Source organism: uncultured Shewanella sp. (assembly GCF_947495455.1).
Classification (GTDB): Bacteria; Pseudomonadota; Gammaproteobacteria; order Enterobacterales; family Shewanellaceae; genus Shewanella.
This window is the reverse complement of record NZ_CANLZC010000090.1, coordinates 1-24,946: the sequence shown is the minus strand read 5'-3', so window position 1 is coordinate 24,946 and position 24,946 is coordinate 1. Positions and strand designations below refer to the sequence as shown.

Below are 24,946 nucleotides of genomic sequence, written 5' to 3'. Positions count from 1 at the left end.
CAGGAGCAATTAACGACCTTGCCTACAGCATGTTGAATTCCCGCTGAAAGATCACTTATATAATAGAATTGGTATTACAAATGCGCTTTGAACTGAACTTGAAAATATGCATTTTCTTGTGGCTTGTGTGTATACTCTTGAAGTGTTTCATAACAAAGGGCGATTTTCCATATGACTCAACAAAAAAAGACCATCATTATTGTAATATTTGGTTTTTTTTTGATTAGTTACCTTGTTATGAGTGATATGTTTTCGCTAAATGGTATGCCTAAGGTTTTAAGTAATGAAGAGCATGGCACAGTCGAACAACCTTGTGTTTATCAGAATAAAACACGCTACCTTGATCATAAAGGTCAGCTCAGCATCGCGATTTGGAATATTTACAAGCAGCAAAAACCTCACTGGCTTTCTCAACTTAATCAACTGGTTACCGAGAATAATTTGATTTTGCTGCAAGAGGCCAAATTGTCTAATGCTTTATTACGGTATCTGTCAACGTCTTCATCGTTTTACTTTATGGCTGAAGCATTTCGAATGGGCCGCTCTTCGGTGGGGGTCATGACGATTAGTGATACCATGAGTTTAAGTACTTGTGCGCTACTCTCTGCAGAGCCTTGGATCCGTTTTCCTAAGTCCACCTTAATTTCTGAATATCTGCTATCAAACAATCAAACATTATTAGTGGTTAACCTTCACGGTATTAATTTTGATTGGCGATTAATCCACTATAAAGAGCAATTTAATGCAATCTCTGATGCATTTGAAAATCATGAAGGACCCGCAATATTAGCAGGTGATTTTAATACTTGGCGCTTAGAACGACAGTTGATAGTCAAGGCGTTTGCCAAGCGATGGGGGCTAAAAGAAGCTAAGTATGACATTGATCAAAGAGTGGCAGTATTCAACTTTCCATTAGATCATCTGTATTTTCGAGGACTCTCTTTGAAACGTGCCGATTCATTACAAACTCAAGCATCGGATCATTCTCCTATTATTGCCATGTTTCATTTAAAGTGAGCTTTTACGTGTTCTCGCTTTGAGTACAATACAATAGGGTGAATTTTTCAAAAAGCCCGATTAAGTATATTCGTTTCGCTATATTTCAATGCTTGATAATACCAATTCTATTATATAGATGATCAATTCAGAGCTTCTCAAGCTTTTCAATTCAAGGCGCATTTATGCTGTAATGGTGATCCCCTTTCAAATGAATGCAACGCTGAAGTGGAATGTCTGAGAAGCTCACTGTGTGCGGGTTTCAACATACTTTATGTGACTTAGCTGCTTTCGATATAGAATCACTATTAGCTTCAATCATCTGCGACCGCCATGGATGGTGGGACTGTCTGTTAATGCAGGAGCAATTAACGACCTTGCCTACAGCATGTTGAATTCCCGCTGAAAGATCACTTATATAATAGAATTGGTATAAATATCGTCGTTATCTTGGCACATTGATATCATGATTGAGTATGCGTTAACGATATTGTCATAAAAGCATGGGATGATATACCCGTGACTAAAAAACAGGGAATTCATCAATCACAGGTATAGCAAAGCGATTGAGTGGTTTATAGTGATTGCCATAAATAGTGCAATAATACTAACTCTGATTACCTTTATATAGTCAATTGTTTTACAAAGATAAAATACTCATATTAATCGACTTTTTGCGAGTTGACATCTTTTTTGAAATATGAATTTACAATTAAATGTGCTTGTTTACAGCTAAATTCAAACATCATGTTTTTATTGTGTTTAAATTATGATGCTTTGTGGTTGGCTTGTGTTTTTTCTGTGTTTTATTAGTGTTGTTTTTTGGTTGTGTTTTTTGAAGTCTAATGAATATGCGTAAAATTAAGGATAATTAACAGGAAGCATTTTTGACATTGTTTTCGCTATATTATCATGAAAATATAGTGTTTTTTAGTTTTTGAAATGCGATCTTTTAAAATTAACATATTGAGATATTAGTTTTTATTTCTTGTCTATGTTGGCCGACTGTATTACTTTCATTATAGAGCTTAAGTAATTAAGCCAGATAGTTTTATTGGCTTATATGATGATTGCATTATGGGAAACTTGATGTGGGTTGTTGTTAAGTTAAGTTTAAAAGGATAGCTGTTTTCCAGGGGGAATATTCAATATTTATAGTGTGTTAATGCTTTAGCTTAAACTGTTTTAATAGTTATGGTATAAAAACTCAAGTTTGTTATAAAAACTCAAAAGTAGATTTTCCTATCGATCCTATCGATATTTAAACCTATTAATTGAGAGAGAGGTAAATGGATTGATTTATATAGATAATTTGTCTCTATTAGGAGTTACGCCAATTTCAGAGGGTCAACCTGCTGGAAGTAATATTAGCGTCGATGGTGATTTTGAGAATTTAAAACGAGAAATAGAAAAACATAATTCTTATTCGTCTGAGCGAGAAGAAACCAATTGGAAGACAGTAGAAACCCTAGGTTATAGCATTTTATCTAAGAAATCTAAGCACTTTCAGGTAGCAGCATATTGGGGAGCCGCAAGAGTACAGTTGGCAGGTATACAAGGTATTATTGATGCAGCCTCGCTTTTTAAAGGGTTAGTTGAACATTTTTGGGATTCAGCATGGCCTGTTGTGAGACGCCTTAAAGGGAGAATGAACTCCATTCAGTGGTGGCTTGATAGTAGCTATGCTTGGGCTGAAAGTTATGAAGGCCCTGAGCTGGATTCGGTTCTGATCGCTAAAGCATGTGAGCTTATTGCTGAGTTTGAAGCTTTATTAATTGAAGCCTGTGATGATGCTCCCATGATGAGAGGATTAAGAAGTAGCATTGAACGTTTGCCTGCTAAAGTCATAATAGAAGAGTCAGTGAAAGAAGTGCCAACAGCCACTGAGGTTGAAGAAGCAATAGCGGTTGATAATGAGCTGAGCAAGGAGCCAAATAAGCTGATCGATACAAAGCCCAAAGAGACTGATGATAAACAGGCGGATCATTTTAATGATATAGAAGCGCTTCCGTTAGAAGCTCAAGCAATAAACATTGAACCTGAAAAGGCCGTTGACACGCAACAAAAACCCTTTTCTTCTGTCGTTGATGACACGTCTTTGCCAGATGAAGATATCAAAGTGGGTATGTCATTATTATTACGTTCGGCAGATAAAATTTTTCAACAGGATATGGGGGAGGCATCCAGTTACCATTTACGACGAATGGCTGTGTGGTCGACGCTCAAGCAAGCGCCAGATGCCGTATCAGGTAATACAACGCGGCTGCCTGCTCCAGCAGATGAAGATAAAAATATTTTACGGCTTGCTTTACAAGATGGTACCCCAAGCAAAATTATTACCTGCTGTGAAAACCGTGTCAGTCAATACCTTTTTTGGTTAGATTTAAGTTTTCATACATACACAGCATTAAGCACTTTAGGTAATGATGCTGCCAAGAAGTCTTTAGAAGCGGCGGTATTGGATTTTGTTCATCGTTGCCCAGAAGTCAAACATCTTTGCTTTGATGATGGACTGCCTTTTGCCGGCCCTGAAACCTTAGTTTGGTTGCAAAATTTAAAAGGGGAAACGGAAAATAAAGTACTCAGTGAGTGTGACTTACTTATCTCAGAGGCCAGAATGCTGAGTGCAGAGGGAAATTATAATGAGGCAATTATTAAGTTAACTAAATCATTAAATGGTGCTACGTTAGCTGAAGAATGTGAAATGAGAATTTTACTTGCAGAAATTATGAGTAAAGCAGGCGCCTCTTTATTAGCGGTTGAACATATTAATACTGCCATTGAGTATATTGATACTTATAAGTTGAATGAGTGGTCTCCTGATTTAGCATTGTCTATTTTACGTTGTGCTTATGAGTTAATGCGAGCAGCTGAAAATATAGAAGAATCTAATGAAATATTAAAACGGGTGAATATGATCGATCCAGCTATGGCTATGGCATTACAGGCTGTTCAACAATTTTAAATTTTTATATGAGGAATATTTATGAGTAGTAAAGGTTCTATCGCACCAAAAGAGAGAGTCAATATTGTTTATAAACCTGCAACGGGTGATGCTCAAGAAGAAGTTGAACTGCCCTTAAAAGTGCTTGTGATGGGGGATTTTACTTTAGCCCAAGATGATCGGGCTATTGAAGATAGAGAACCTGTGAATATCAATAAAGACAATTTTAATGATGTGCTGCAAGCGCAAAATATCTCTGTTGATTTAGTGGTTCCGGCTAAGCTTGCTGGGCAAGAAGGTGAGGAGATGGCGGTTAAACTTGATTTGAATAATATGAAAGATTTTGAGCCGGATCAAATTATTCAACAAGTGCCAGAACTGGCTAAATTGCTTGAATTAAGGGAAGCGTTAAAGGCCCTTAAAAGCCCCTTAAGTAATATTCCTGATTTTAGAAAGAAAATTCAAAGCCTAGTTCAAGATGATTCGGCACGTGCTGCATTAATTAAAGAACTTGGTTTAGACGAAGCAGAGTAAGGAGAAGCCCAAATGGCTGAACAAAAAGAAGTTGAACAAACATCCGGTGCGGTAGAGGGTAATTTATTAGACGATATTGTTCAAGCGACGCGCCTAAGCCCGGATGATCAGGCTTACTCTGTGACTCGAACTGGCTTACAAGAATTATTAAAAGGTTTAGTCCAGCCTGAAAAACAAGGGGCTAAAATTTCGGGTGAGTTACTGGATGTGATGATAGGTGAGCTTGATCAGCAATTGTCGGCTCAAGTGAATGAAATTTTACATAATGATCAATTTAAACAGTTAGAAAGTGCTTGGCGAGGGCTTAAATTCTTAATCGATCGCACTGATTTTAGAGAAAATGTCAAAATTGAATATGTGAACATTTCAAAGCAAGATTTAATGGATGATTTCGAAGACAGTCCTGAGATTGTTCAATCAGGTTTATACCGCACGGTTTATACTGCAGAATATGGTCAATTTGGTGGTCAACCTTATGGAACCATTGTCGGAAACTATGATTTTAGTCCTTCTTCACCGGATATGGCATTATTGAAGAACTTATCTGCGGTGTCTGCCATGTCTCATGCGCCTTTTATTGCGGCTGCAGGGCCTAAGTTTTTTGGTATACAAGATTGGGAAGAGCTGCCTCGCCTTAAAGATTTACAGGCTATATTTGAAGGACCGCAATACACTAAATGGCGTTCGTTCAGAGAAAGTGATGATTCACGCTATGTGGCGTTAACTTTGCCGCGATTTTTATTGCGCCTGCCTTATAGTCAAGAAGAAAATCCCAGTAAACTTTTTAATTATGATGAATCTGTCACAAATGGTGATAAAGATTTTTGTTGGGGCAATACGGCGTTTGCGTTTGCTAACCGTATTACCGATAGTTTTGCGCAATATCGTTGGTGTGCCAATATTGTCGGACCTCAAGGGGGCGGGGCCGTTGAAGATTTACCTGTGTATCAATTTGAGTCTATGGGAGAGATAAAAACCAAAGTACCGACTCAAGTCCTTGTGTCAGAACGCCGAGAGTATGAATTAGCGGAAGAAGGTTTTGTCTGTTTAACCATGCGTAAAGGCAGTGATAATGCAGCGTTTTTCTCGGCTAATTCTTGTCAGAAACCTAAGACTTTTGGTAATTCACCTGAAGGTAAGGAAGCGGAAACCAATTACAAATTATCGACTCAACTGCCTTATATGATGGTGATGGATAGATTGGCTCATTATATTAAAGTGTTGCAACGGGAAAATATTGGCCTTTGGAAAGAGCGTCAAGATTTAGACAGAGAGTTGAATAAGTGGATTAGTCAGTATGTGACAGAAATGGATAATCCTGATGCGAGTGTACGAAGTCGTCGGCCATTGCGTGCAGCCAAAATTGTTGTCAATGATGTACCGGGTGATCCAGGTTGGTATCAAGTATCAATCAGTGCACGACCTCATTTTAAATATATGGGGGCATCATTTACATTATCACTTGTCGGTAAACTTGATAAAGATTAAATTTAAATGTTCTTTTAGGAATGTAAAGTTTTATTTTAAATAATCCTTTTACATTCCTAATGAATAAACTCGAAATAATATTAAATGAAAGTTAATATATGTATTTCTATTTAATTTTAAATGTTGTTAACTTGTTTTTTATATAGTCTAACTTACTCTTTATAAAAGTAATTATAATGTTTTTAATAAATGGTTTTATTAATTAAAATAAATTTGAAATTTCGTTTGATTAATAAGAAAATACCAGTAAAATAAAATGGCATCTTAAGGATTGGATGTATTTAAACGTGTAGTAATATGGAATGCGAACATCATTGGATATGAATTAAGTATTTTAATATTAGATTGATATTCGAAGTTATATTTTCTGACACTAATATATACAATTAAATATAAGAGGAATCTATTATGGCTTTAACATCTTATGTGAAAGTAACTGGGGCTACTCAAGGTGAGATCAAAGGAGGAAGCACACAGTCTGGTGATAAGGCTGATGCCATTCTATGTTATGCTTATGAACACAATATCGAAATTCCTAAAGATACGCATACCGGTTTACCAACAGGACAAAGAATTCATCATCCATATACAATAGAAAAAGCGATTGATGTTGCGTCACCTAAGTTGTTTAAAGCGGTTTGCAGTGGTGAGCAGTTGACCGTTCAGCATGATTTTTATCGTATAAGCTCTGATGGTACTGAAGAACTTTATTACAGTATCAAGCTAGAAGAAGCAATTATTGTTGATATGCAGCACTTTACTCCTGAAACCTTCTTGACAGAGTCTAAGCCATATACTGATATGGAAAAAGTATCACTTACTTACTCTAAAATGACTCAGACTTACTCTGATGGTAACATCGAGGCAACAGACTCATGGAGCGGTGATTAACTCATAATTTAGTTAATTAGTATAACAATATAAGTTAGGTAATCAATGGGATGTATTATAGTATTAGCTAACTTATACTACTTTAAATGGGGAATCTATACTTAGTTTTATTAATATTAAAAAAGGAAAATGGTTATGTATTCACAACGTTTACTTGAACGGATTATTCATGCAGGGGATCCTTTGTATAAACCCGAAAGTGAATTGGTTGAATTGAATCAGTCCATTACCCGTTATTTATCTTTGTTGCTTAATTCTCAGCAAGGCACCTCGCAAACAGTGCAAGACTTTGGCATGCCAGATTTAACGGCAATTCGTTACAGAGATGGTTTAGAAGGGCTTCATGATCTGGAAGCCACCATTGAGGCACAAATTTTAAAGTATGAGCCGCGAATGCACAGTGTAAAAGTGGCTGCTGTTGCCAATGAAATAGAAAGTTTATCATTGCTGTTTAAGATCCATGCCAGTATAAAATATAATAATGAAATCATAGGATTGGTATTTGAGACCATATTAGGCTCTGATGGCAATATTATTGTTAATCGTGTTTGATTTTCTGTGTGTTCCTATCATTAACTTTATTGCTTATTTAAATAAAAAGCACTTGTCAGGTAAAGGTACGACATAAAAATAATAACAGTATGCTATTGTGTGAACAGTTTAATATACTGTAATGATGAAAGGCCTAGGAGTCACACTCATGACAAGTAAACAGTCTACATCTCATTCTCATCAGTTTGATCTTATTCAAGATCTCTTGCAGTTTCCCGAGCAATACAGTTTTGTACAAGCCATCCGTTTGTTACGTAGCCAATCTCAACATAATGTTAAAGATTACTGTAAGCAAAGGGTCAGAATTAGACCTAACTTGTCACTGGGGTTTTCGGCGACAGAAATTATTCAGCTTGAGCAGCAAGGTGATTATTGCCAGTTAACCACTAATCTGTTTGGTCTATATGGTGCAGGCTCGCCTATTCCCACTTTTTACACGGAAGAATTATTTGAAGAACAATCTCAAGATCGTAGCGTTGGTCGAGATTTTCTGGATATGTTTAATCAGATGTTCTTTGAACAATACTTTCAGGCCTCTTCTAAATATCGCTTTTTGCCTAAACTGCTTGAAGAGCGAGATGTTGATACCTTAGACAGACTCTTTTCATTTGTGGGACTTGGCTCTCAGTCAATGAGAGATAACACCGAAGATGCAGGATTATTATTACGTTATAGCGGCTTGCTAACTCAGCTTCCTCGATCTTCAGAAGGATTACAAGCCATTATTGATGATATCGTGTCTGAACACGATTTTGAGCCTATTGGCTATAAAAGTAGCAATAAAGTGCGGGTGAAAGAATTCGTTGAAACTTGGGTCGATATTCCTAAGTCTCAACAAGCTGTGCTAGGAATGAGTGAGCTTTATTTAGGGGAAGAGGCCTATTTAGGCACTCAGTGTAAAGATATGAGTCAGGCTTGCCATATTGTCATTCAGGTAGATAATGCTAATAAATTTAAAGCATTACAGCCTAATGGAAAATTGTTTAAACGCATTCAGGTGGTTTTACGTCATTATGTTGATGAGCCAATTGATATCAGTGTGTGTTTATGTCCGACTCCAAATGCCATTGAAGCGCCTAAGTTAAATAATGAAAGAAGTGCGTTATTGGGAATGAATACTTGGTTAGGTGGTGTGCCCAATACAGTGACATTTCCATTGCAATATTAATACGGAGAGTATGCTTGATGATTACTGTGGATTTAAAAACCTTACTGTCAAAATTAAATTATTACTCCAGTAATTCGTTACATAATGCGGCAGGATATTGCATGTCACGTACGCATTATGAAGTCACTATTGAGCATTGGTTATTAAAATGCCTTGAAGCCAAAGAAGGGGATCTTTACCCTTTACTCGCATCACAAAATGTGGATATTGGCGAATTGATCCAAGCTCTTAATCGCAGTTTAGAAGATAATGCGACGGGCAACAGCGCTAAACCTGTCTTTTCTTCTCGCCTTATTGATTTGCTAACTGATGCGTGGTTGATTTCCAGTGTTGATTTAAATTTAAATCAAATACGTTCTGGAACGCTATTACTTGTGCTGCTTTCAAAGCCAATGAGCTATGGTCAGGCCAGTTGGTTTGATCCCCTTAGAGGTTTACCTTTTAATGTGCTATTGAAACAATTTTTCTCTCTGGTTCGTGATTCTGCTGAAGTGGCGGAAGTGAGTGCTTCAGCAGAGAAAGGGGAGGATAACGTAGGCTCAGCTGCTGGATTTATTGATCGTTTCTGTACCGATTTTACGGCAAAAGCACAAAAAGGCAGTATGGATCCCGTTTTTGGCCGCGACGAAGAAATTAGACAAATTGTGGATATTCTTGCTCGTCGTCGTAAAAATAATCCCATTCTGGTGGGAGAGCCTGGTGTGGGCAAAACGGCTGTGATTGAAGGATTAGCATTACGTATTATTGAAGGTGATGTTCCGGATGTATTAGCAGATGTACGATTATTAGGCCTAGATATGTCTTTGCTTGAAGCGGGAGCGGGGATGAAAGGTGAGTTTGAAAACCGTTTAAAAGGGGTGATTGATGAAATTAAAGCCAGCGTTAAACCTATTATTCTGTTTATCGATGAAGCCCATACACTCATTGGTGCAGGGGGAAGTGCGGGGACATCAGATGCCGCAAATTTGTTAAAACCTGCGCTGGCACGTGGAGAGCTCAAGACGTGTGCTGCGACGACTTGGGGAGAATATAAGAAATATTTTGAAAAAGATCCAGCGCTTGCCAGACGTTTTCAATTGGTGAAATTAGAAGAGCCCAGTGTGGAGGTCGCCACACTGATTGTACGGGGCCTTAGAGAATATTATGAAAAATCTCACGGCGTCGCCATTCGTGATGACGCATTAGCCGCTGCGGCGAGTTTCAGTGATCGTTATATCACAGGCCGTTTTTTACCCGATAAAGCCATTGATTTGATGGATACAGCTTGTGCTCGTGTAAAAGTCAATTTAAAGGCCATGCCTGCAAAAGTGGAAGATACCAGTCGTCATATTCAAGCATTGGAACGCCATTTAAACGGAATACAGAAAGATTTAGATAATGGTGAATTGATTGAACAAGAAAGTATTGATTTATTGAAAGCTGAGATCGCACAACATAGCGCCGCGCTTGATACGTTAACTCAGCGCTGGCAAACTGAAAAATCGGCGATTGAAGCCGTGTTAGCGGCCAGAAGTGAGCTAGCTGAAGCGGAACCTGATAATGTTGAAGCAAGTCAGGCTAAGTTGATCCAAGCAAAAGAAGCCTTAGCTAGGGTTCAGGCTGATGAACCCTTAATGTATTATGAAGTCTCACCGGATCTCATCGCACAAGTGGTATCAGACTGGACGGGGATCCCATTAGGCAAAATGGCGCGGGATCAGGCCAGCGTATTTTTGAATTTAGATAAGTCAATGCAAGCGCAGATTAAAGGTCAGAATGAGGCGCTTATGGCGTTATCTGATGGGCTTCGCATGGCTAAATCTGGGTTATCTAAACCCGATCAACCTATGGGAGTGTTTCTTTTAGTTGGGCCTTCTGGTGTGGGTAAAACCGAAACGGCACTGACATTAGCCGAATTATTGTTTGGCTCGACAAAAAATTTGATCACCATCAATATGAGCGAATTTCAAGAGAAGCACAGTGTCAGTCGTTTAATTGGTTCGCCTCCAGGGTATGTTGGTTATGGTGAAGGCGGAATGTTAACGGAGGCCGTTAGACAACAACCATACAGCGTGGTTTTGCTTGATGAGGTTGAGAAAGCCCATCCTGAAATTTTAAATATTTTTTATCAAGTGTTTGATAAAGGCACGTTAAGTGATGGTGAAGGTAAAGAAATTAATTTCAGAAACACTGTTGTATTACTCACCAGTAATTTAGCCACCGATGTCATCGTAGAGCTCAGCCAACAAGAAGGGATCACCAGCCAAATCTTGTCAGATACCATAAGGCCGATGTTAAATGAATACTTTAAACCTGCTTTATTAGCGCGTATGAATTTATTGCCTTATAAAACATTGCAAGGTGATCAATTAAAAGAAGTGGTGAAATTAAAATTAACACGTCTGACAGAAATGCTTAAACAAAATAATGGAACCACATTGAGTTATACAAAAGCGGTGGTGGATCAAATTGCTGAGCGTTGCACGGATGTCGAAACTGGTGCGCGTAATATTGATTTTATTCTCAATGGCAGTATCTTGCCTGAGTTATCTCGTCAAGTATTGGCTCAAATGGGGCAAGGAGAGATGCCTGAAACGGTGACGCTTAATATTCAAAAAGGTGAGTTTACATTTAAATTCGGTGAATAATGTCATTATATTCAAAAAGGTGAGTTTACATTTAAGTTCGGTGAATAATGTCATTGGTGTTCTGTTGGTCGTCGCTAGGGGAATAATATGAGTGCAATAGCAAATAGTTTAAAGTTTAGTGCAGTGGGATGGGATGACACACAGTTCAATGTTATCTCATTTACGGGAAAAGAGGCGATGTCATCGCTTTATCACTTTGATATTGTGTTAACAATTGATGATTTTGATATTGATGTTGAGTCATTACTTAACGCTGAAGCGAGTTTTACGGTGACAGCTGGGGAACAAGAACCCCAGTATTTTCATGGTATTTTGTCAAAAATTTCGATTCAAAATGAAATGTATTCTCGTTTGTGTATTAAAGTCCAACTTGTGCCGAGTTTATGGGCGTTAACCTTAGGGGTGGGAAGCCAATTATTTCTAGATCAAAGTGTTCCTGATGTAATAGCAACGGTACTTGATGATAGAGATAATAATGGTATTGTGTTTTCTTATCAAATTAATGTCTCTCAAGAGTATGCGAAGCAAGATTTTATTTGCAAATATAATGAATCTTCATTTGATTTTATTTCACGCTTAATGGAACAAGAAGGTATTTTTTATTATTTTGAGCAACTTGCAGATAAAGAAGTATTGCATATTTCAGATACAAAAATGATCCATCAAGAAAAACCTGATACCAGTGCCATTGGGTATGGTAAGGGGGCCGGTTTACAAATCTCCCTTGCGCCTGAATTGATCACACAGTTTAATACGCATATTTCAAGGCAACCAAAGGATGTGTTATTAAAGGGTTACTTGTACAGTCGACCGGATCTGCCACCTGAAGGGAAAGCGCAAGTGTCTGAAAATGGTATTGGCCGAGTGTATTGCCATGGGGATCGTTTTCTTTGTCAAGCCCATGCCGACAAGTTGGCAAAGATTAAAGCTCAGCAGCTCAATTGTGTCGCAAATACGGCTCAAGGTGAGAGTTATGTTTCATGGTTACAACCTGGTTATTTGTTCAATTTAAAAGGCTATACGGTTAAGCGTGTTAATCAACAATATTTGATTACTTCAATTTCACATGAAGGCAGTCAAATGGGTGAGTATGGTAATAGTCAATCAAATGAAGATTATTACCGTAACACTTTTACTTGTATACCAGCCAGCCTTTCTTATCGAGATGAATTGAAAACCCCCAGACCGAGAATAAACGGAACGATACATGCGGTCATTGATTCGGCAAGTTCCAGTGCAATGCTTGACGATGAGGGGCGATACAAAGTGAAATTCCCCTTTGATTTATCAGATACTGAAGGTGGACAAGCATCTTATTGGGTGAGAATGGCACAGCCCTATGGTGGCAGTGGCCATGGTATGCATTTTCCCTTATTAAAGGGCACTGAAGTTATTTTAACCTTTGAGGAAGGGGATCCTGATCGTCCTTTAATTTTATCAACGGCGCCGAACCCTGAAAATCCCAGTTTAGTCACAGATTCAAATTCTAATGAGAATGTCATTCAATCTGCCAGTGGCAATAAAATGGTCATGAATGACTCTTCTAGTGGAAAGTTTATTTCACTTGAAAGTGAAGGTTGCAGTATCCAATTTGGTAATTTCAATTTAGATTAAATCCGCATTGAAATAAAAGGCCTTAGCACTTGTCGTGTTAAGGCCTTTTTTGTTGGCTATTTTTCAACATACTTTTTGCTATCTTAGCTGCTTTCGATATACGACCTGATGGTCGTTCATTCACATCCATGTGAGCACGACATTTGTTCATCCGTAAACATCAGATGAGGGAGGTAGAGTGACGTTTAAACCTAAGCCGAGGAGCATTATTCGTGTCAATCATCTGCGATTGCTATGGATGCTGGGACTGACTGTTAATACTTTATGTGACTTAGCTGCTTTCGATATACGACCTCATGGATGAGGGAGGTAGCGCGACGTTTGAACCCAAGCCGAGAATAACGATTAGCTTCAATCATCTGCGACCACCATGGATGGTGGGACTGTCTGTTAATGCAGGAGCAATTAACGACCTTGCCTACAGCATGTTGAATTCCCGCTGAAAGATCACTGATTGATTCAGGTTAGTATAATTAACTTTTGTTTACTTTTATTAAATAATATGTTTTATGTTTTCTTATTTTCCTGCTATTAATCGGGGGTTTTCTTTTTATTTATTTCATCATTCAATTTAAATTGTATTGTATGTATTTATTTGGTTTTAAAATTTATTAACCAGTTGGTTTAAAGTGTTTGTTTTTTGTTTTTGTTTTGTTTTTTGGTAAATAGTGTTTTATTATTTATATAATTAAAATTTTATGTTTATATTTTGTTTGTATAGGATTTAACATTATTTTTAGTTTTGCCTCTACGACTTAAGTCTAGCTTGTGGTAAGCTTTATATTAACTTCCGCAGCCATACAGCAACATACTGAATATCTTTCTATCTATGGCTATTTAATAATAAATCTTTATTGTTAAAAATTTAACATTCTAGTTTATTTCATGAAAAAATTCATTTGTGACAGATTTTTTATTGCTAATTTGCCATAGGTTGTTGCTAATTTGTTATAGGTTGTACTGTTTCATTTTACATTTATTCGGGAGAACAAAATGACATCACCACTTAAGTCAAATGGCGGTATTGATGAGCGAACCCGTTGGGGATTTTCTGGTGCAAAAATTACTGTTCAAAACTATTACGGTATGACGGTTGGGGTTAAACATCTGCAGTCTCATGGAGAGAATTTTTTTCTTTTTATGGGGAGCGAATGGAATGCGACAGTGGGATTAAAATGTTCTCTTGCGGCGTTAACGTTTAAAACAACACTGAAACTGGCTAAACAAGATATTTCTATGAGTAAGTTTAAATACCAAGTGTCAAAGGGAAAAATCGTTGCCAGTGAAGATAAAGTGTATGCGGCTAAATTAGATAACGTCGTGAATAACTTTTCTGTAAAGCTAAATGAGTTTAATCAAATTGCATTCAGCGCTCAGACTGTGCTTGATCGAGTAAAGAATGTACAAAGTGAGTCGACTCTTTTAGCGAAAGATGCGAGATCACGTGCACTTGTTGTTAAGCATAGGACGAATGAAACAAATAAGACAGTGAATGATATGACTGAAGAGTTGAGCTATATCGGTGAGAAGAATACGACTCTTTCAAATTTTGTTAATGATATTAATACCTATAACAATGAAATATCGAGCCGAATGAGTCAAACAGAAATCGCAGCAGTCAAATTCTTGAACTAATGATTTTTTGGGGGCAGATATGAATAAGACGAGTGATTTAAATCATCGAGATGGAGAAGGATCTGAAGGAAAGCATGATGATAATGAGCGCGGCACTGAAAGAGGAGGTAAAGAGAGAGACAGAGATCGAGAGTCAGGTAATCACTGTGATGGCTCGAATGAAGAGGTTGGTGACGGCTCGGGTAATGAGAGCGATGACGGCTTGAACGATGAGAACGATGACAGTTTGAATGATAAGAGCGAGAGTGAAGAGGAAGAAGAGCAAGATAAGACCCCTTATGGTTTTACCAGCAGTACAGGTTGGAGTGAATATAAAAATCATAAAAGCTTTCTAGGCATGAAGGTGGTCACTAAGCAGCTTTATTCTATTACCAATGGCGGGAAATGCTCTATCACCTTAGGTTCTGACACGACGTTAGTGGGGGGATCGAAATTAATGATTAAGGGGCTTGCTTGGTCCAAGCATGCGCATTTGGGCTATCACTTTAGCGGTAGCTTTGCCACGTTGTCTTGGAGTAATGATGCAAATGATATCTCTATTCAATCTCAGAAACTGGCAGCCGAAAACGAGAAGTTAGAAACGGCGACATTTAAAGGATATATTGAAGATTGGGATTCTAAGGTGGCTTCTCAAGAATCGTCTATGGCGCGGATCACTCAACTTGGTCAAAAAGTTGATTTACTTGAAAGTCAGTTCGGACAAACAGGCGTGGAATTAGAAAATACACAATTTTCCACCAATACGGCGCTTTTACGTAAAAAAATATTAAATACTAGAATTCAGAATGTCATTCAAGATTGTCAAAGTGTGGCTCAATCGACAGATCAATGTGCTAACGCGCTTGAGAAAGTCTTTTTTAATGTAAAAACGTCAGCGAGTATTGATATAGAAGACAAGAAATTAATCTTAATGTAGTTAAAATAGAGAAATAATAAGAGGTCGTGATGACTAATATCAATATTGATACCGATAATGATTACTCCTCTGAAACAGGTGATGATTATACCGAGAATACGACTTATCGATCATTGTTAACGATCAATGGTCGCACATTGTTTTATGTTAACACTTGGTATAAGTACACGCCTGGCATTGTGACTTGGGTGACTTTAGGCCAATGCAATTTAATTAATGTTGGGGGGTTTACAGAGATTGTTTTTCCTAGTTCCATTTATTTTAATATGGGCCCTTCGATCAGTTGGAATGGGAAAGTGTATGGCATGACATTTAAATATCAAGAGGCGACAATTAAAAAATTAAATGCCACCTTATTGTCTTGTAATGCTAAAGCTCAGCGTAAACAAGCTGTCATTAATGGAATAAAAAATTACCTTGCTGATGTTGAAGTGTTATCAAATAAGACCAGTATGCTTGGGGTCGCGTATCACCATTCAGCGCGAAGAGTGAATATGGCCGCTTCTAAGGTTAAAGCGTTAGCATTGGACCTTAAGCAAGAACAAGCCAGTATCGATAGTGGTTTGTTGGCCGTAAACAATGTTGTTAATAGTAACCGAAAAGCCATGAATAAAGTCACGACTATTAAGTCTTCTTTGTCCAATAGTGTTTGCCGTGTTAATTCAGGCAGCATCAGCATAAAAGATGACACTATTACCACTTACCTTTAAATAATGATCATCTGTAAGCATTTTTGAGTTTGGCTTTGCTGAATTGAAGGTAGCTATTTATGTCTATAAAAATAATGAAAAAAGATGAGATTGCAACACTTTTGGCGCCTTATGAAATACAAGGAAAATCGTATTTATGTATTTCGATGATATTAGGGTTTGATTTACTGGATCCTGAAAAATGTATTAATGAACAAAGCATGTGGACGGCAATCAATACGAGTTTAGAAGGACGAATATTTGATGCTGGTATGCCAAAATTGCATCCAGAATGGTTACTTTCAGGGGCCTGTTTTAGTGGTGGGGAGCCCAGAGAGGTGGTGAAAGTTTCTGCTCATTTGGCGGGCAGTGAGAAACAACTTGATGTGTACGGAAAGCGATATTGGACACAGCAATTTGGTCGCCTCAAACCATCAGAGCCAAGGGCATTTAAGCGTCAACCTTTAACGTGGGAAATGACTTGGGGAGGAGAAGATATACTTGAAAATCGGTTAGGTTCAAGTGTGGTTGAAGCATCCTATCCTCTACCGTGCTTATTTTATTCTGATGATACCAATAATGCTCGTAGTGATAACACAGATCATCAGCCAGCTTGCTTTTTGCCTTTAGCGATTGATCATCCCATGAGAAAAGCCTGTATGGGGACGTTTGATGAAGCTTGGTTTCGTGAACGTTGGCCCAGTGTGCCGCAAGATTTTGATTGGCAATTTTATAATCAGGCGCCACTTGATCAACGCCTGCAGGACTTTTTTACCGGCGGAGAATCTTATCATTTAGTCAATTTACATCCAAAAGAGGCCAAGATAACAGGGCGATTACCTTTTTACCGTCCTCGTGTTTTTGTGAGGCAATATTTCGATCCCAGTAATATGCCAGCACAGAGTACTGAGTCATTAAAGAGTGAACAACAAAAAGAGAATGGTAATACTCAGCAAGAGAGACAATACAAAATAACTGAAATTGGTTTACGTAATGATACGGTGTGGTTTTTCCCTGAGCAGCAATTAGGGTTACGTATTTTTAGAGGTAGCATTGAAATCCAAGATGAAGAAGCTCTGGATGTATCTGATATTTTATTGGTCAATGAGGATAGAGATAAAGCGCCTTTGACAACCGAGCACTATATTCATTACATGACTCATTATAATGCGGCCAAAGAGGCTGAGTCGACAGAGATGGCTCAGTTGGCCGAAAAAGCGAGTCAGGCTAAATGTGATCTTGCTTTAGCTGAAAAAGAGTTGTCTGATATTCCCCAATACATGGCGTTTAAACAAGGTCAATTGGAGAATAAAATCCCAGCAGCAAAAGCCTCACCCCATGACTTTTTAGCCCAATTAGACAGACAGTTATCGGTCAGTGGTGGGCAATTAGCGTCTTTGGCTCAAAATACCTCGGGTTTATCGCCTGAAGTGCAGTCTTTGTTACACCAATCTGGTACAAAAATAGATGATATGAGGTCGAGTTTTGCGCAGCAATTGCAAATGCAAATGAAGCTCAAGCATGATATGACGATAAATCTCAAACAGCTAAAGTTAAATAAACCCGATGTTCCAGCGAATCCTGAATATAATAAGCAAGTCTTAGATATTGAAGCGAAAGTCAATGCTCATGGACAAGTGTTAGAATCGCCAAAAACCGATACACCTTGGCATGATAAAGCCTCGGAATGGATCGCGCAAAGCAGTGAGTTTGATTCTTTTTTCAAAAAACGTAAACAATTAATAGATTATGGTTTTAGAAAGCTTAACATTCAAAAGTTAATGTTAGGCTATCAGGCCCATGAGCGTGTTTTTGTGCCTCAAGAGTGGGGCGTTAGCATTGAGGATGTACCTGATGATACGCTTACAAGTTTACCAGCAGGTTGGTTACTACCTGAATATCAAGATGGATTATTCACAGCGTTACATCTTCGGCCTTCATTGTTTGAACCTGAGTCTAATGTGCTCATTTTTGGTAGCCAACCCATACCATGGCACAGTACTTTAGCGCTTGGATTACCTGTGCTCCTTTGTCAAGATAGAAGTTTTGCCTGGTTAATTGAACAAGATGTTCGAGGTGTGTTTAATGTGCTTGAAATGCCAGCTGTTGACACTGAATTGACCGATGACGCGCAAGCGGCAATTGATACTGCGCCTCAGTTATTCTTGTTTATGCAAGGCATTGACGAGTTGGATCCTTGGCAAGCATTATTTCCGATGATAACCCCCGTTGTATTGAAAGATGGCATATTGATACAGCAAGCTTATCGCGAGTCAATTGATCTACTTGTTTGGTTAATGGATTATATCATGCTTGAAGAAGGCCAAAGTACGCAAGCTTTGTTAGCCAGTGTTGAAAAGAAAAAACGTCAATCATTATTTAAGGCACCTAAGTTTACCAAAGAAAAAGCGCAAGCTACTTTTGATAAAAAACAAGCCAATTTATCTCAGGCGTTAGGTTTAAATGCGGATTTGCCATTGAAGCAAGCCTTAGGAGCTGTTTTAGAGCAAAAAGCGGGCTCACTGCTAGAAAAGCTACCATCAGGCCCTTCTAGTGATGTTTTTCAAAAAGGACTGGATAAATTAAAAAATACACCCGTACTCACGACTTCAGCCAGTGAGCAATTTGCACAATTATCACAGCAATCTATTGCGTTATTGGAGAAAGAACAAGCAAAGGTTCAAACTGAACAGGCCAAAGAGCTTGTTGATAAACAATTAAGTTTAGTGAAAAAAGAGTCACAAACAGCCATAGACAGGCTCAAAGAGCTGGAAGCGATTGAGCCTGTTAACCTTGATGATATTGAGGCCGCTGTTGATTTTGAATTATTAACCAGAGAACAAGTGATTGAGTGGCACAGCCAAGGTCAGTCTTTGGCAAAAAAGGACTTATCGGGATTGAATTTATCTCGCCTCGATTTATCCAATGTGGATTTTACCGGTAGCCTGTTAACCGAGACCAATTTTACGGGGACAATATTAACCTCTGCCATAATGCAAGATGTCGTCGCCACTCAAGCGATTTTTGATGATGCAAATTTAAAGGGTGCCGACTTGTGCCGTGCATTGTTATCTGAGTCTCATGGTCATAACGCTTGTTTTTCAAATGCTTGTTTGAATGAAGCTGTGATGTCTGACGTGCAATTTAATGACGTGAATTTTTCCTTTGCCACATTAAATAAAGTGACCGCTTGTGGTAGCCAATTTATGGGGGCTTGCTTTAATGATAGTGTATTAACACAAGCGAACTTCCTTAACTCTGCGCTTGAGAAAGCCTCTTTTAAACGCTGTGATGGATTAAAAATAAAGTGTTTCGAAGCCAGTGCCAAACACAGTATTTGGACGGATGCGAAACTGCATAAAGCGCTGTTTTGGTCTGCGGATTTAAGTGGCGCAGATTTCAGTGGGGCGCAATTAACCAATGCTCGCTTTGGCAATGCACAATTATCCCATGTGCGCTTTAATCAAACTATTTTAGTGAAGGCCAATTTTGCCGATGCCACTTTATCGAATGCCCGCTTTCATCAAGCCAATATGGAAAATGTGTATTTCAATAATGCCAATATGCAACGAGCCGAATTCTTTGGCGTGAACTTAAAACGTGCTCAGTGTCTTCGCAGTAATTTTAATGGCGCGCATTTTAAGGCGGTGAATGCCATACAAACCAACTTTATGCGCTCCATTTTTACCAACAGTACCTTAGACAGAGTGTGTTTCTATAATGGCGATTTATTTAAGACTACCTTTGGTAATACTCACATTAAAGGGTGTAACTTCAAGGCGACCTTATTAGAAAATAATGAGGATGTTGTTCATGGATAATAACGAGAAAAGTCAATCAGATTTTGCGGCAGACAAGACGTCGCCTTCGGTAGAAAAAGCATTACAAGACAAAGTGCTTCATGAAAATGTGCAATTTGAAGGAGAAAACTGGCAAGGGTTGAGGTTAAGCAAAGTGGTTTTTACCGATTGTTATTTTACTCAAGTGAATGCCAGTCAAAGCCAGTTATCACAATGCTCCTTTAAAGCTTGCCAGTTTGTCGGTTGTGATTTCACTGAAACGCTGCTCGATGGGGTGATTTTTGAGGAGTGTACATTCCAACAAGTGTCAATGATCAAAGGGAGCTTAAAGCAAGTGCTGTTTACACAAAGCGTCTTGAATGAAGTGTCGTTTGTGCATTCTCATCAACATTTAACGCTTTATACCAAGACTGAGTTGAGTCAATCGGATTTTGAACTGGCTAAGCTTAGAGCTTGTTGCTTGACAGGGGCTACCTTGAAAACCGTCAATTTGACTCAGGCTGAGTTGTTTAAGTGTGTGTTTGATGAGACGCAGTGTATTGATCTCATGTTTTCGAAAACCCAGATAGAAAAATCGGCGTTTATGGAAGCGGATCTGCGCACTTGCCAGTTTATTGAGGTGAATTTTTATGCGGTGCAGCTCAATGACTGTCAACTTGAATTGGTGGATTTATCCTATAGCCGATTAGAGAGCTGTTATTTCATCAATAGCCGAATGCAAGGGGCAAACTTGATGGGCATTAAAGGGGCGCATGCGGTGTTTATGGGGGCGGATTTACGACAAAGTGATTTAAGTGAAGCTTATTTACTGGGCAGTTGTTTTAAGCGTGCAGACGTGTCTTACGCCAACATGACTAATGCTGTGATATCTCAGTCAAACTGGGTGGAGGTCGTTGCACTTCATACGAATTTTATTAATGTTTCAGCAGAGTATATTGATTTATCTTACGGCGATGTGTCTTATGCCAACTTTAGTCGAGCGAACGTCATGACAGCAAAACGGCATTGCTTAGTCGATAAGCAGTGCGATTGGTCAAATGCCAATACGTTAGGGGCCACAGGCACTGATATGGATTGGGCGGCAGCAGAATATTGGTCAACGGAGATTTAAATGATGAATTCAGTTCCTTTATCAAATACAACAGATTTTCATGAATTATTCCTGACGACAGGCATAGTGCTTTCTAAGGCAGTTAGATCGCAACAAGAAAGGAGTGAACGGGACTATCGTATTCAAACAGCACAAAGTGAGGTGAGTGCGAGCTTAGCGGCGAGTTGTTTGTTAGTGCCCAATGTGGGGGATGTGTGTTCGGTGGCCATCGATGAGCAAGGACGTGGTTGGTTGTTAGCAATTTTAGTGCAAGCCAATCCAAATCTTGGTGTGCTCTCCCATACAGGACAATTAAGTCTTCAGGCTCAAGGTGCCTTGCATTTAAAGGGACAACAAATCATAAATGATGCCAGTGCTCAGTTGCATTTATCGGCGCCAGAGGTGAATGTGCACAGTCATGAAATGGCGATACAGACGCAAGAGGTGATGGTGAGTACCACTAAAGCGAAATTGATGAGTAAAAATCTGAGTTTGGTTGCCGATAAAGCGGAGCATGTAGTGGGTTTGATGATGCAAAAGTTCAGTGAGAGTTTTCGTATGATTAAAGGCCATGATGAGAAGCAAAGTGGCAGCAGCCGTCAACTTGTTGAAAAAGAAGCGGTGCTGCATGCTAAGAATGTCATTTCTAGTGCGGAAAAACAGATGATAATGGAAGCAGATAAAATTCATTTGGGTTAGGTGGTATGAGAGGTTTTTCTGATCTGTATCTGTCATGGTGAGTAAAAGGGAGTGAGCGTTTTCATTATATCGGTCTGATTTTATGTTGAAATCGATAGGCGCAGCGTTAAGTGAGTGTTCTCGTGTGATGAAAGACTGATTTTATGTTGAAATCGGTAGGCGAATTGGGTTGAACCCATGTGAGGAGATAGCTATGTTTGGTAATACTGTATTAGGTGGCATGAATTTAGGTTTTCCAGATGTGTGTAATACGCCGGGGCCAGTTGGGCCTATTCCTGTGCCGTACCTCAATGTTTCACAAGGGAACATGTGTGATCCTACGACTGCGGCTCTGAGTGTGTTAACGAGTGGCGGACCATCGATGAACATGGGGTCAGTTATCCCGTTAAGCAGTGGTGACAACGCAGGTGCAGCCGGCGGCGTGGCATCAGGGATGATGATGGGGCCAACGACGGGTAAAATGGGGAGTGCGAGTGTGATAATCGAAGGGTTACCGGGAACGCGTTTAACGGGTCTGACGGGGCAAAATGGCATGTCACCGAATTGCCCAGGAGTGACCTTAGTGCCTTCACAAGTCACTGTCATGTATATGAAGTAATTGATTACTTAACCTGAACTCGGGATAATGAGAGCCAATAATATTAAGTCATTTATTTAATATCAAAAATTAAATGAAATTAGGGCCAGTTTATACAACAAAAACATTTATGTATTAATAAAATTGGCCATGGGCTTCAGAGCTGGATCCTGTTTTTAATGAGTTTAGCCATCAAAAAAATACCATCGAAAAACCCATTCGATGGTATTACGGATAGCAATTGTGTCTGTTTAATCACTTGTCTTCGTTTAGCAAACGCCTCAACTGTCGTACTCGGCGTAAGAGCTGCGATTATTGAACGGGAAAACCTTCAAATTGATATTTGATTAAATCTGGCGATTGGGTATCGATATAAATGGTTGCTACCATCTTACGTTGATCCACAGTCCAGTACATATGGCTATGATTATTGAGAGTCACAGAAATACTATTGGTGCCTTTTTTCAGTAAGTTACCGGGTATATGCACATCTTGACCATAGAGGCGCTGCACTTTGATACCATTGATGTATAAGTGGGCATGACCTTCTAGTGACCCGGTTTTTTTATCAAAATGGGTCACCATTAAATCATCCATGCTTTTAGCATTAACCGGTGGTGGTGTAATAACGTAATTTTGAAGCATGATGTGTAAATTATACCCTGTCATGACATCTTTACTTAGGCTAAGGCTTAATGCAGGGATAGGCGCACCTTTAGGAACCTCAATAGGAATATGGGAGTGATCCATACTCTTCATTTTAGCTATCATGGCTTGTGAAACGGATTTAGCTTGTATTGGAGTCGACAGGCTTAATATCACAAGTGTAAAAAATAAACAGACACAATGTTTCATAGGTTACATTCCTTCCATTTGTGGGCGGTCGCCGTCACCGCCTTCCATAGGAGGCAGACCATCGGTGTCACAGGTGGCAATGGAGTTATCTGCCAGTTCCCCTTTAAAATTTGGGCCAATGGTGAAAGGGAAGGCGACTGATAATGTACCATCATCATCTTTTGTTAACGTGAGGTGGTAGTGATAACCTTTACCATCGCCAGTATCATGGCCATTGTGTTCATCCAGTTGTGGGCCTGTTACTGTGTTGCCTGCATAGTAATAATCTTCATAGAAGTAACCTGAATCGGCTTCAAAAGTATTACCTGACAAGCTGGTGACAGTTTCACCAATAGCCGGACCGGGTTCCACTTGCTCGACACCTTGTGATATATCGTATTCGTCAACAAGAATACAGGTTCTTAAGCCTTCGGTGCCACAGCCTCCCTCACTGGTGTCGGCGCCATAGTCCCGCGTCACCCACCCACTGATAGCGAGGGTGTCGGCGCTTTCATAAGGGCCATAAACAGGGTAACCGTCAGCGGCATAACCGTATATTGGTGAATGGCCGCTGCCATCATCACCCACTAAATCGGCCAAACAAGAGGTATAGGCATGATGATGATAATCGCCATTGGCCGCATGACCACCACAAATATCCACGTCATATTGCTCTGCGATAGGGGCTAGGTTGTACCAAATGCCATCACCTTCGGTTTGGCCGTCTCCCCAGTTATAAATACTGGTACCATTAACCATGAGGCCAACCATGCCAAGTCCGGTTGCGCAAGTGGTGTCGGTTTCAGTGGGATCATTAGGAAAATAGGCTTGTTTTTCTTGAATGGTCGGGCAACCTGGGCCAGGTGGCCAATAGCCAGCACCACCAGTGGTATCACAATTTTCATTGCTGCTGTTATAACCAATATCTTGACCAAATAAAATCAGTTCGCCGACCTCAGCTGTAGTGGCGCCATTAAAAAAATCGGAATCGGCTTTGGGCCTGCTATTGAGCTCGTCAATGATATCTTGAGTCATAGTAATATCGTATTTTGGGATCCCTGACGCTTCTACATAAGTGTAACTCACATCCTGATTATTCTCAGTGAGGGTGACGGTTTCAGCGCTTTGCACATCCTCATAAATACTGGTGCCATCACTTTGGTAGATATACGTTGAGGTGGTGTCATTATTGATGATCCAGTTCGATGAGCTGGTTGAATCGTCGTTGGTCTCACTTGCCTGAACCGTCACATTAATGGTGTCTGACACACTGCTTGTGTCATCAGAGACGGTGATTTGAAAACTCAGGGTTGATTCTTCATCCAGCGTTGGCGCCGTAAAGCTAATGCTGCTGGTATTGCCACTATCTACTTGAGTCAATGAGACTGATGTGCCCGCAGTTTGAGTCCACTCAATACTTAATTCATCACTGTCAGTGGTAATACTGGCTGTTAATGTCACTTCGTCGTCTGCTGAAACGGTTTGATCATTGTCAACGGCAAGACTGAGTGAGCTGCTTGAACTCTCGTTTGAGCTACTATTGCTAGTGCTAGATTCAGTTTGTGTGCTCGTGTCATCACTGTTACAGGCTGACAGTGACAAAGATAATAGCGGAATAAGGAGTAAGGTTAATTTATTCTTTTTCATATTTTCACTGTATTAGTTTTTATAAAGGCTAAAACATAAATCAAAAAATAATAGAATTAAATGATCAAATTTTAATTTTACTTTAATTGATCTAGTCTCTAATAAGTCATATTTTGTTGCCATTAAATTACATTTGTTTACTTTTTTGTCTGTTGATTTTTATATGCTTGACCTGGTCAACTGAATTCGGTCACCCTAGTTAAGTTCGTTAAGCAACTTCTTTTAACAGCTTATCCATACGTTCA

18 protein-coding genes are annotated in these 24,946 nt (G+C 39.2%); 16 read left to right on the top strand and 2 right to left on the bottom strand.

Annotated features, from left to right (window positions below):
• The first annotated feature begins 171 nt into the window (after positions 1–171).
• From Q0791_RS19065 to Q0791_RS18990, 16 genes are all read left to right on the top strand, one after another.
• Positions 172–1,017, top strand: coding sequence for an endonuclease/exonuclease/phosphatase family protein (locus Q0791_RS19065; protein ID WP_299009867.1), 846 nt, complete (start codon positions 172–174; stop codon positions 1,015–1,017).
• A 1,273-nt stretch (positions 1,018–2,290) separates the two neighbouring features.
• The gene (gene tssA, locus Q0791_RS19060; protein WP_299009866.1) at positions 2,291–3,961 is read left to right on the top strand and encodes a type VI secretion system protein TssA; all 1,671 of its coding nucleotides are present in this window, start codon (positions 2,291–2,293) and stop codon (positions 3,959–3,961) included.
• Between the two features lie 21 nt (positions 3,962–3,982).
• On the top strand, positions 3,983–4,474 hold the full coding sequence (gene tssB / locus Q0791_RS19055; RefSeq protein WP_299009865.1) for a type VI secretion system contractile sheath small subunit: 492 nt from the start codon (positions 3,983–3,985) through the stop codon (positions 4,472–4,474).
• A 12-nt stretch (positions 4,475–4,486) separates the two neighbouring features.
• Positions 4,487–5,962 (top strand): type VI secretion system contractile sheath large subunit, encoded by a 1,476-nt coding sequence (gene tssC / locus Q0791_RS19050; RefSeq protein ID WP_299009864.1) that lies wholly within the window; start codon positions 4,487–4,489, stop codon positions 5,960–5,962.
• Positions 5,963–6,370: 408 nt separating this feature from the next.
• On the top strand, positions 6,371–6,853 hold the full coding sequence (gene tssD, locus Q0791_RS19045; protein ID WP_299009863.1) for a type VI secretion system tube protein TssD: 483 nt from the start codon (positions 6,371–6,373) through the stop codon (positions 6,851–6,853).
• A gap of 135 nt (positions 6,854–6,988) precedes the next feature.
• Positions 6,989–7,405 carry a type VI secretion system baseplate subunit TssE gene (tssE, locus tag Q0791_RS19040; protein WP_299009862.1) on the top strand — a complete coding sequence of 139 codons (417 nt, stop codon included), beginning with the start codon at positions 6,989–6,991 and terminating at the stop codon, positions 7,403–7,405.
• A 148-nt stretch (positions 7,406–7,553) separates the two neighbouring features.
• Positions 7,554–8,573 carry a type VI secretion system baseplate subunit TssG gene (tssG, locus tag Q0791_RS19035; protein WP_299009861.1) on the top strand — a complete coding sequence of 340 codons (1,020 nt, stop codon included), beginning with the start codon at positions 7,554–7,556 and terminating at the stop codon, positions 8,571–8,573.
• Between the two features lie 17 nt (positions 8,574–8,590).
• Complete coding sequence (gene tssH, locus Q0791_RS19030; protein WP_299009868.1) at positions 8,591–11,200, top strand: type VI secretion system ATPase TssH; 2,610 nt, start codon at positions 8,591–8,593, stop codon at positions 11,198–11,200.
• A gap of 87 nt (positions 11,201–11,287) precedes the next feature.
• Positions 11,288–12,814: a type VI secretion system Vgr family protein gene (tssI, locus tag Q0791_RS19025; RefSeq protein WP_299009860.1), complete on the top strand. Its 1,527-nt coding sequence runs from the start codon at positions 11,288–11,290 to the stop codon at positions 12,812–12,814.
• Between the two features lie 993 nt (positions 12,815–13,807).
• Entirely contained in the window at positions 13,808–14,449 is a 642-nt protein-coding gene (locus tag Q0791_RS19020; protein ID WP_299009859.1) for a hypothetical protein, read from the top strand.
• A 19-nt stretch (positions 14,450–14,468) separates the two neighbouring features.
• On the top strand, positions 14,469–15,365 hold the full coding sequence (locus Q0791_RS19015) for a hypothetical protein (protein ID WP_299009858.1): 897 nt from the start codon (positions 14,469–14,471) through the stop codon (positions 15,363–15,365).
• Positions 15,366–15,394: 29 nt separating this feature from the next.
• Positions 15,395–16,075, top strand: a complete 681-nt coding sequence (locus tag Q0791_RS19010) for a hypothetical protein (RefSeq protein WP_299009857.1) — start codon at positions 15,395–15,397, stop codon at positions 16,073–16,075.
• Positions 16,076–16,134: 59 nt separating this feature from the next.
• Positions 16,135–19,875 carry a DUF2169 domain-containing protein gene (locus tag Q0791_RS19005; protein ID WP_299009854.1) on the top strand — a complete coding sequence of 1,247 codons (3,741 nt, stop codon included), beginning with the start codon at positions 16,135–16,137 and terminating at the stop codon, positions 19,873–19,875.
• Positions 19,868–20,965: a pentapeptide repeat-containing protein gene (locus tag Q0791_RS19000; RefSeq protein ID WP_299009851.1), complete on the top strand. Its 1,098-nt coding sequence runs from the start codon at positions 19,868–19,870 to the stop codon at positions 20,963–20,965. Before Q0791_RS19005 ends, Q0791_RS19000 begins: the two co-directional genes overlap by 8 nt.
• The gene (locus tag Q0791_RS18995; RefSeq protein ID WP_299009848.1) at positions 20,966–21,643 is read left to right on the top strand and encodes a DUF3540 domain-containing protein; all 678 of its coding nucleotides are present in this window, start codon (positions 20,966–20,968) and stop codon (positions 21,641–21,643) included.
• A gap of 193 nt (positions 21,644–21,836) precedes the next feature.
• On the top strand, positions 21,837–22,241 hold the full coding sequence (locus Q0791_RS18990) for a PAAR-like domain-containing protein (RefSeq protein ID WP_299009846.1): 405 nt from the start codon (positions 21,837–21,839) through the stop codon (positions 22,239–22,241).
• 291 nt (positions 22,242–22,532) lie between these two features.
• Here Q0791_RS18990 and Q0791_RS18985 read toward each other — a convergent pair whose 3' ends face one another.
• Complete coding sequence (locus Q0791_RS18985) at positions 22,533–23,075, bottom strand: hypothetical protein (RefSeq protein WP_299009843.1); 543 nt, start codon at positions 23,073–23,075, stop codon at positions 22,533–22,535.
• Between the two features lie 3 nt (positions 23,076–23,078).
• Positions 23,079–24,701 carry a YHYH protein gene (locus tag Q0791_RS18980; protein WP_299009840.1) on the bottom strand — a complete coding sequence of 541 codons (1,623 nt, stop codon included), beginning with the start codon at positions 24,699–24,701 and terminating at the stop codon, positions 23,079–23,081.
• Between the last annotated feature and the right edge of the window lie 245 nt (positions 24,702–24,946).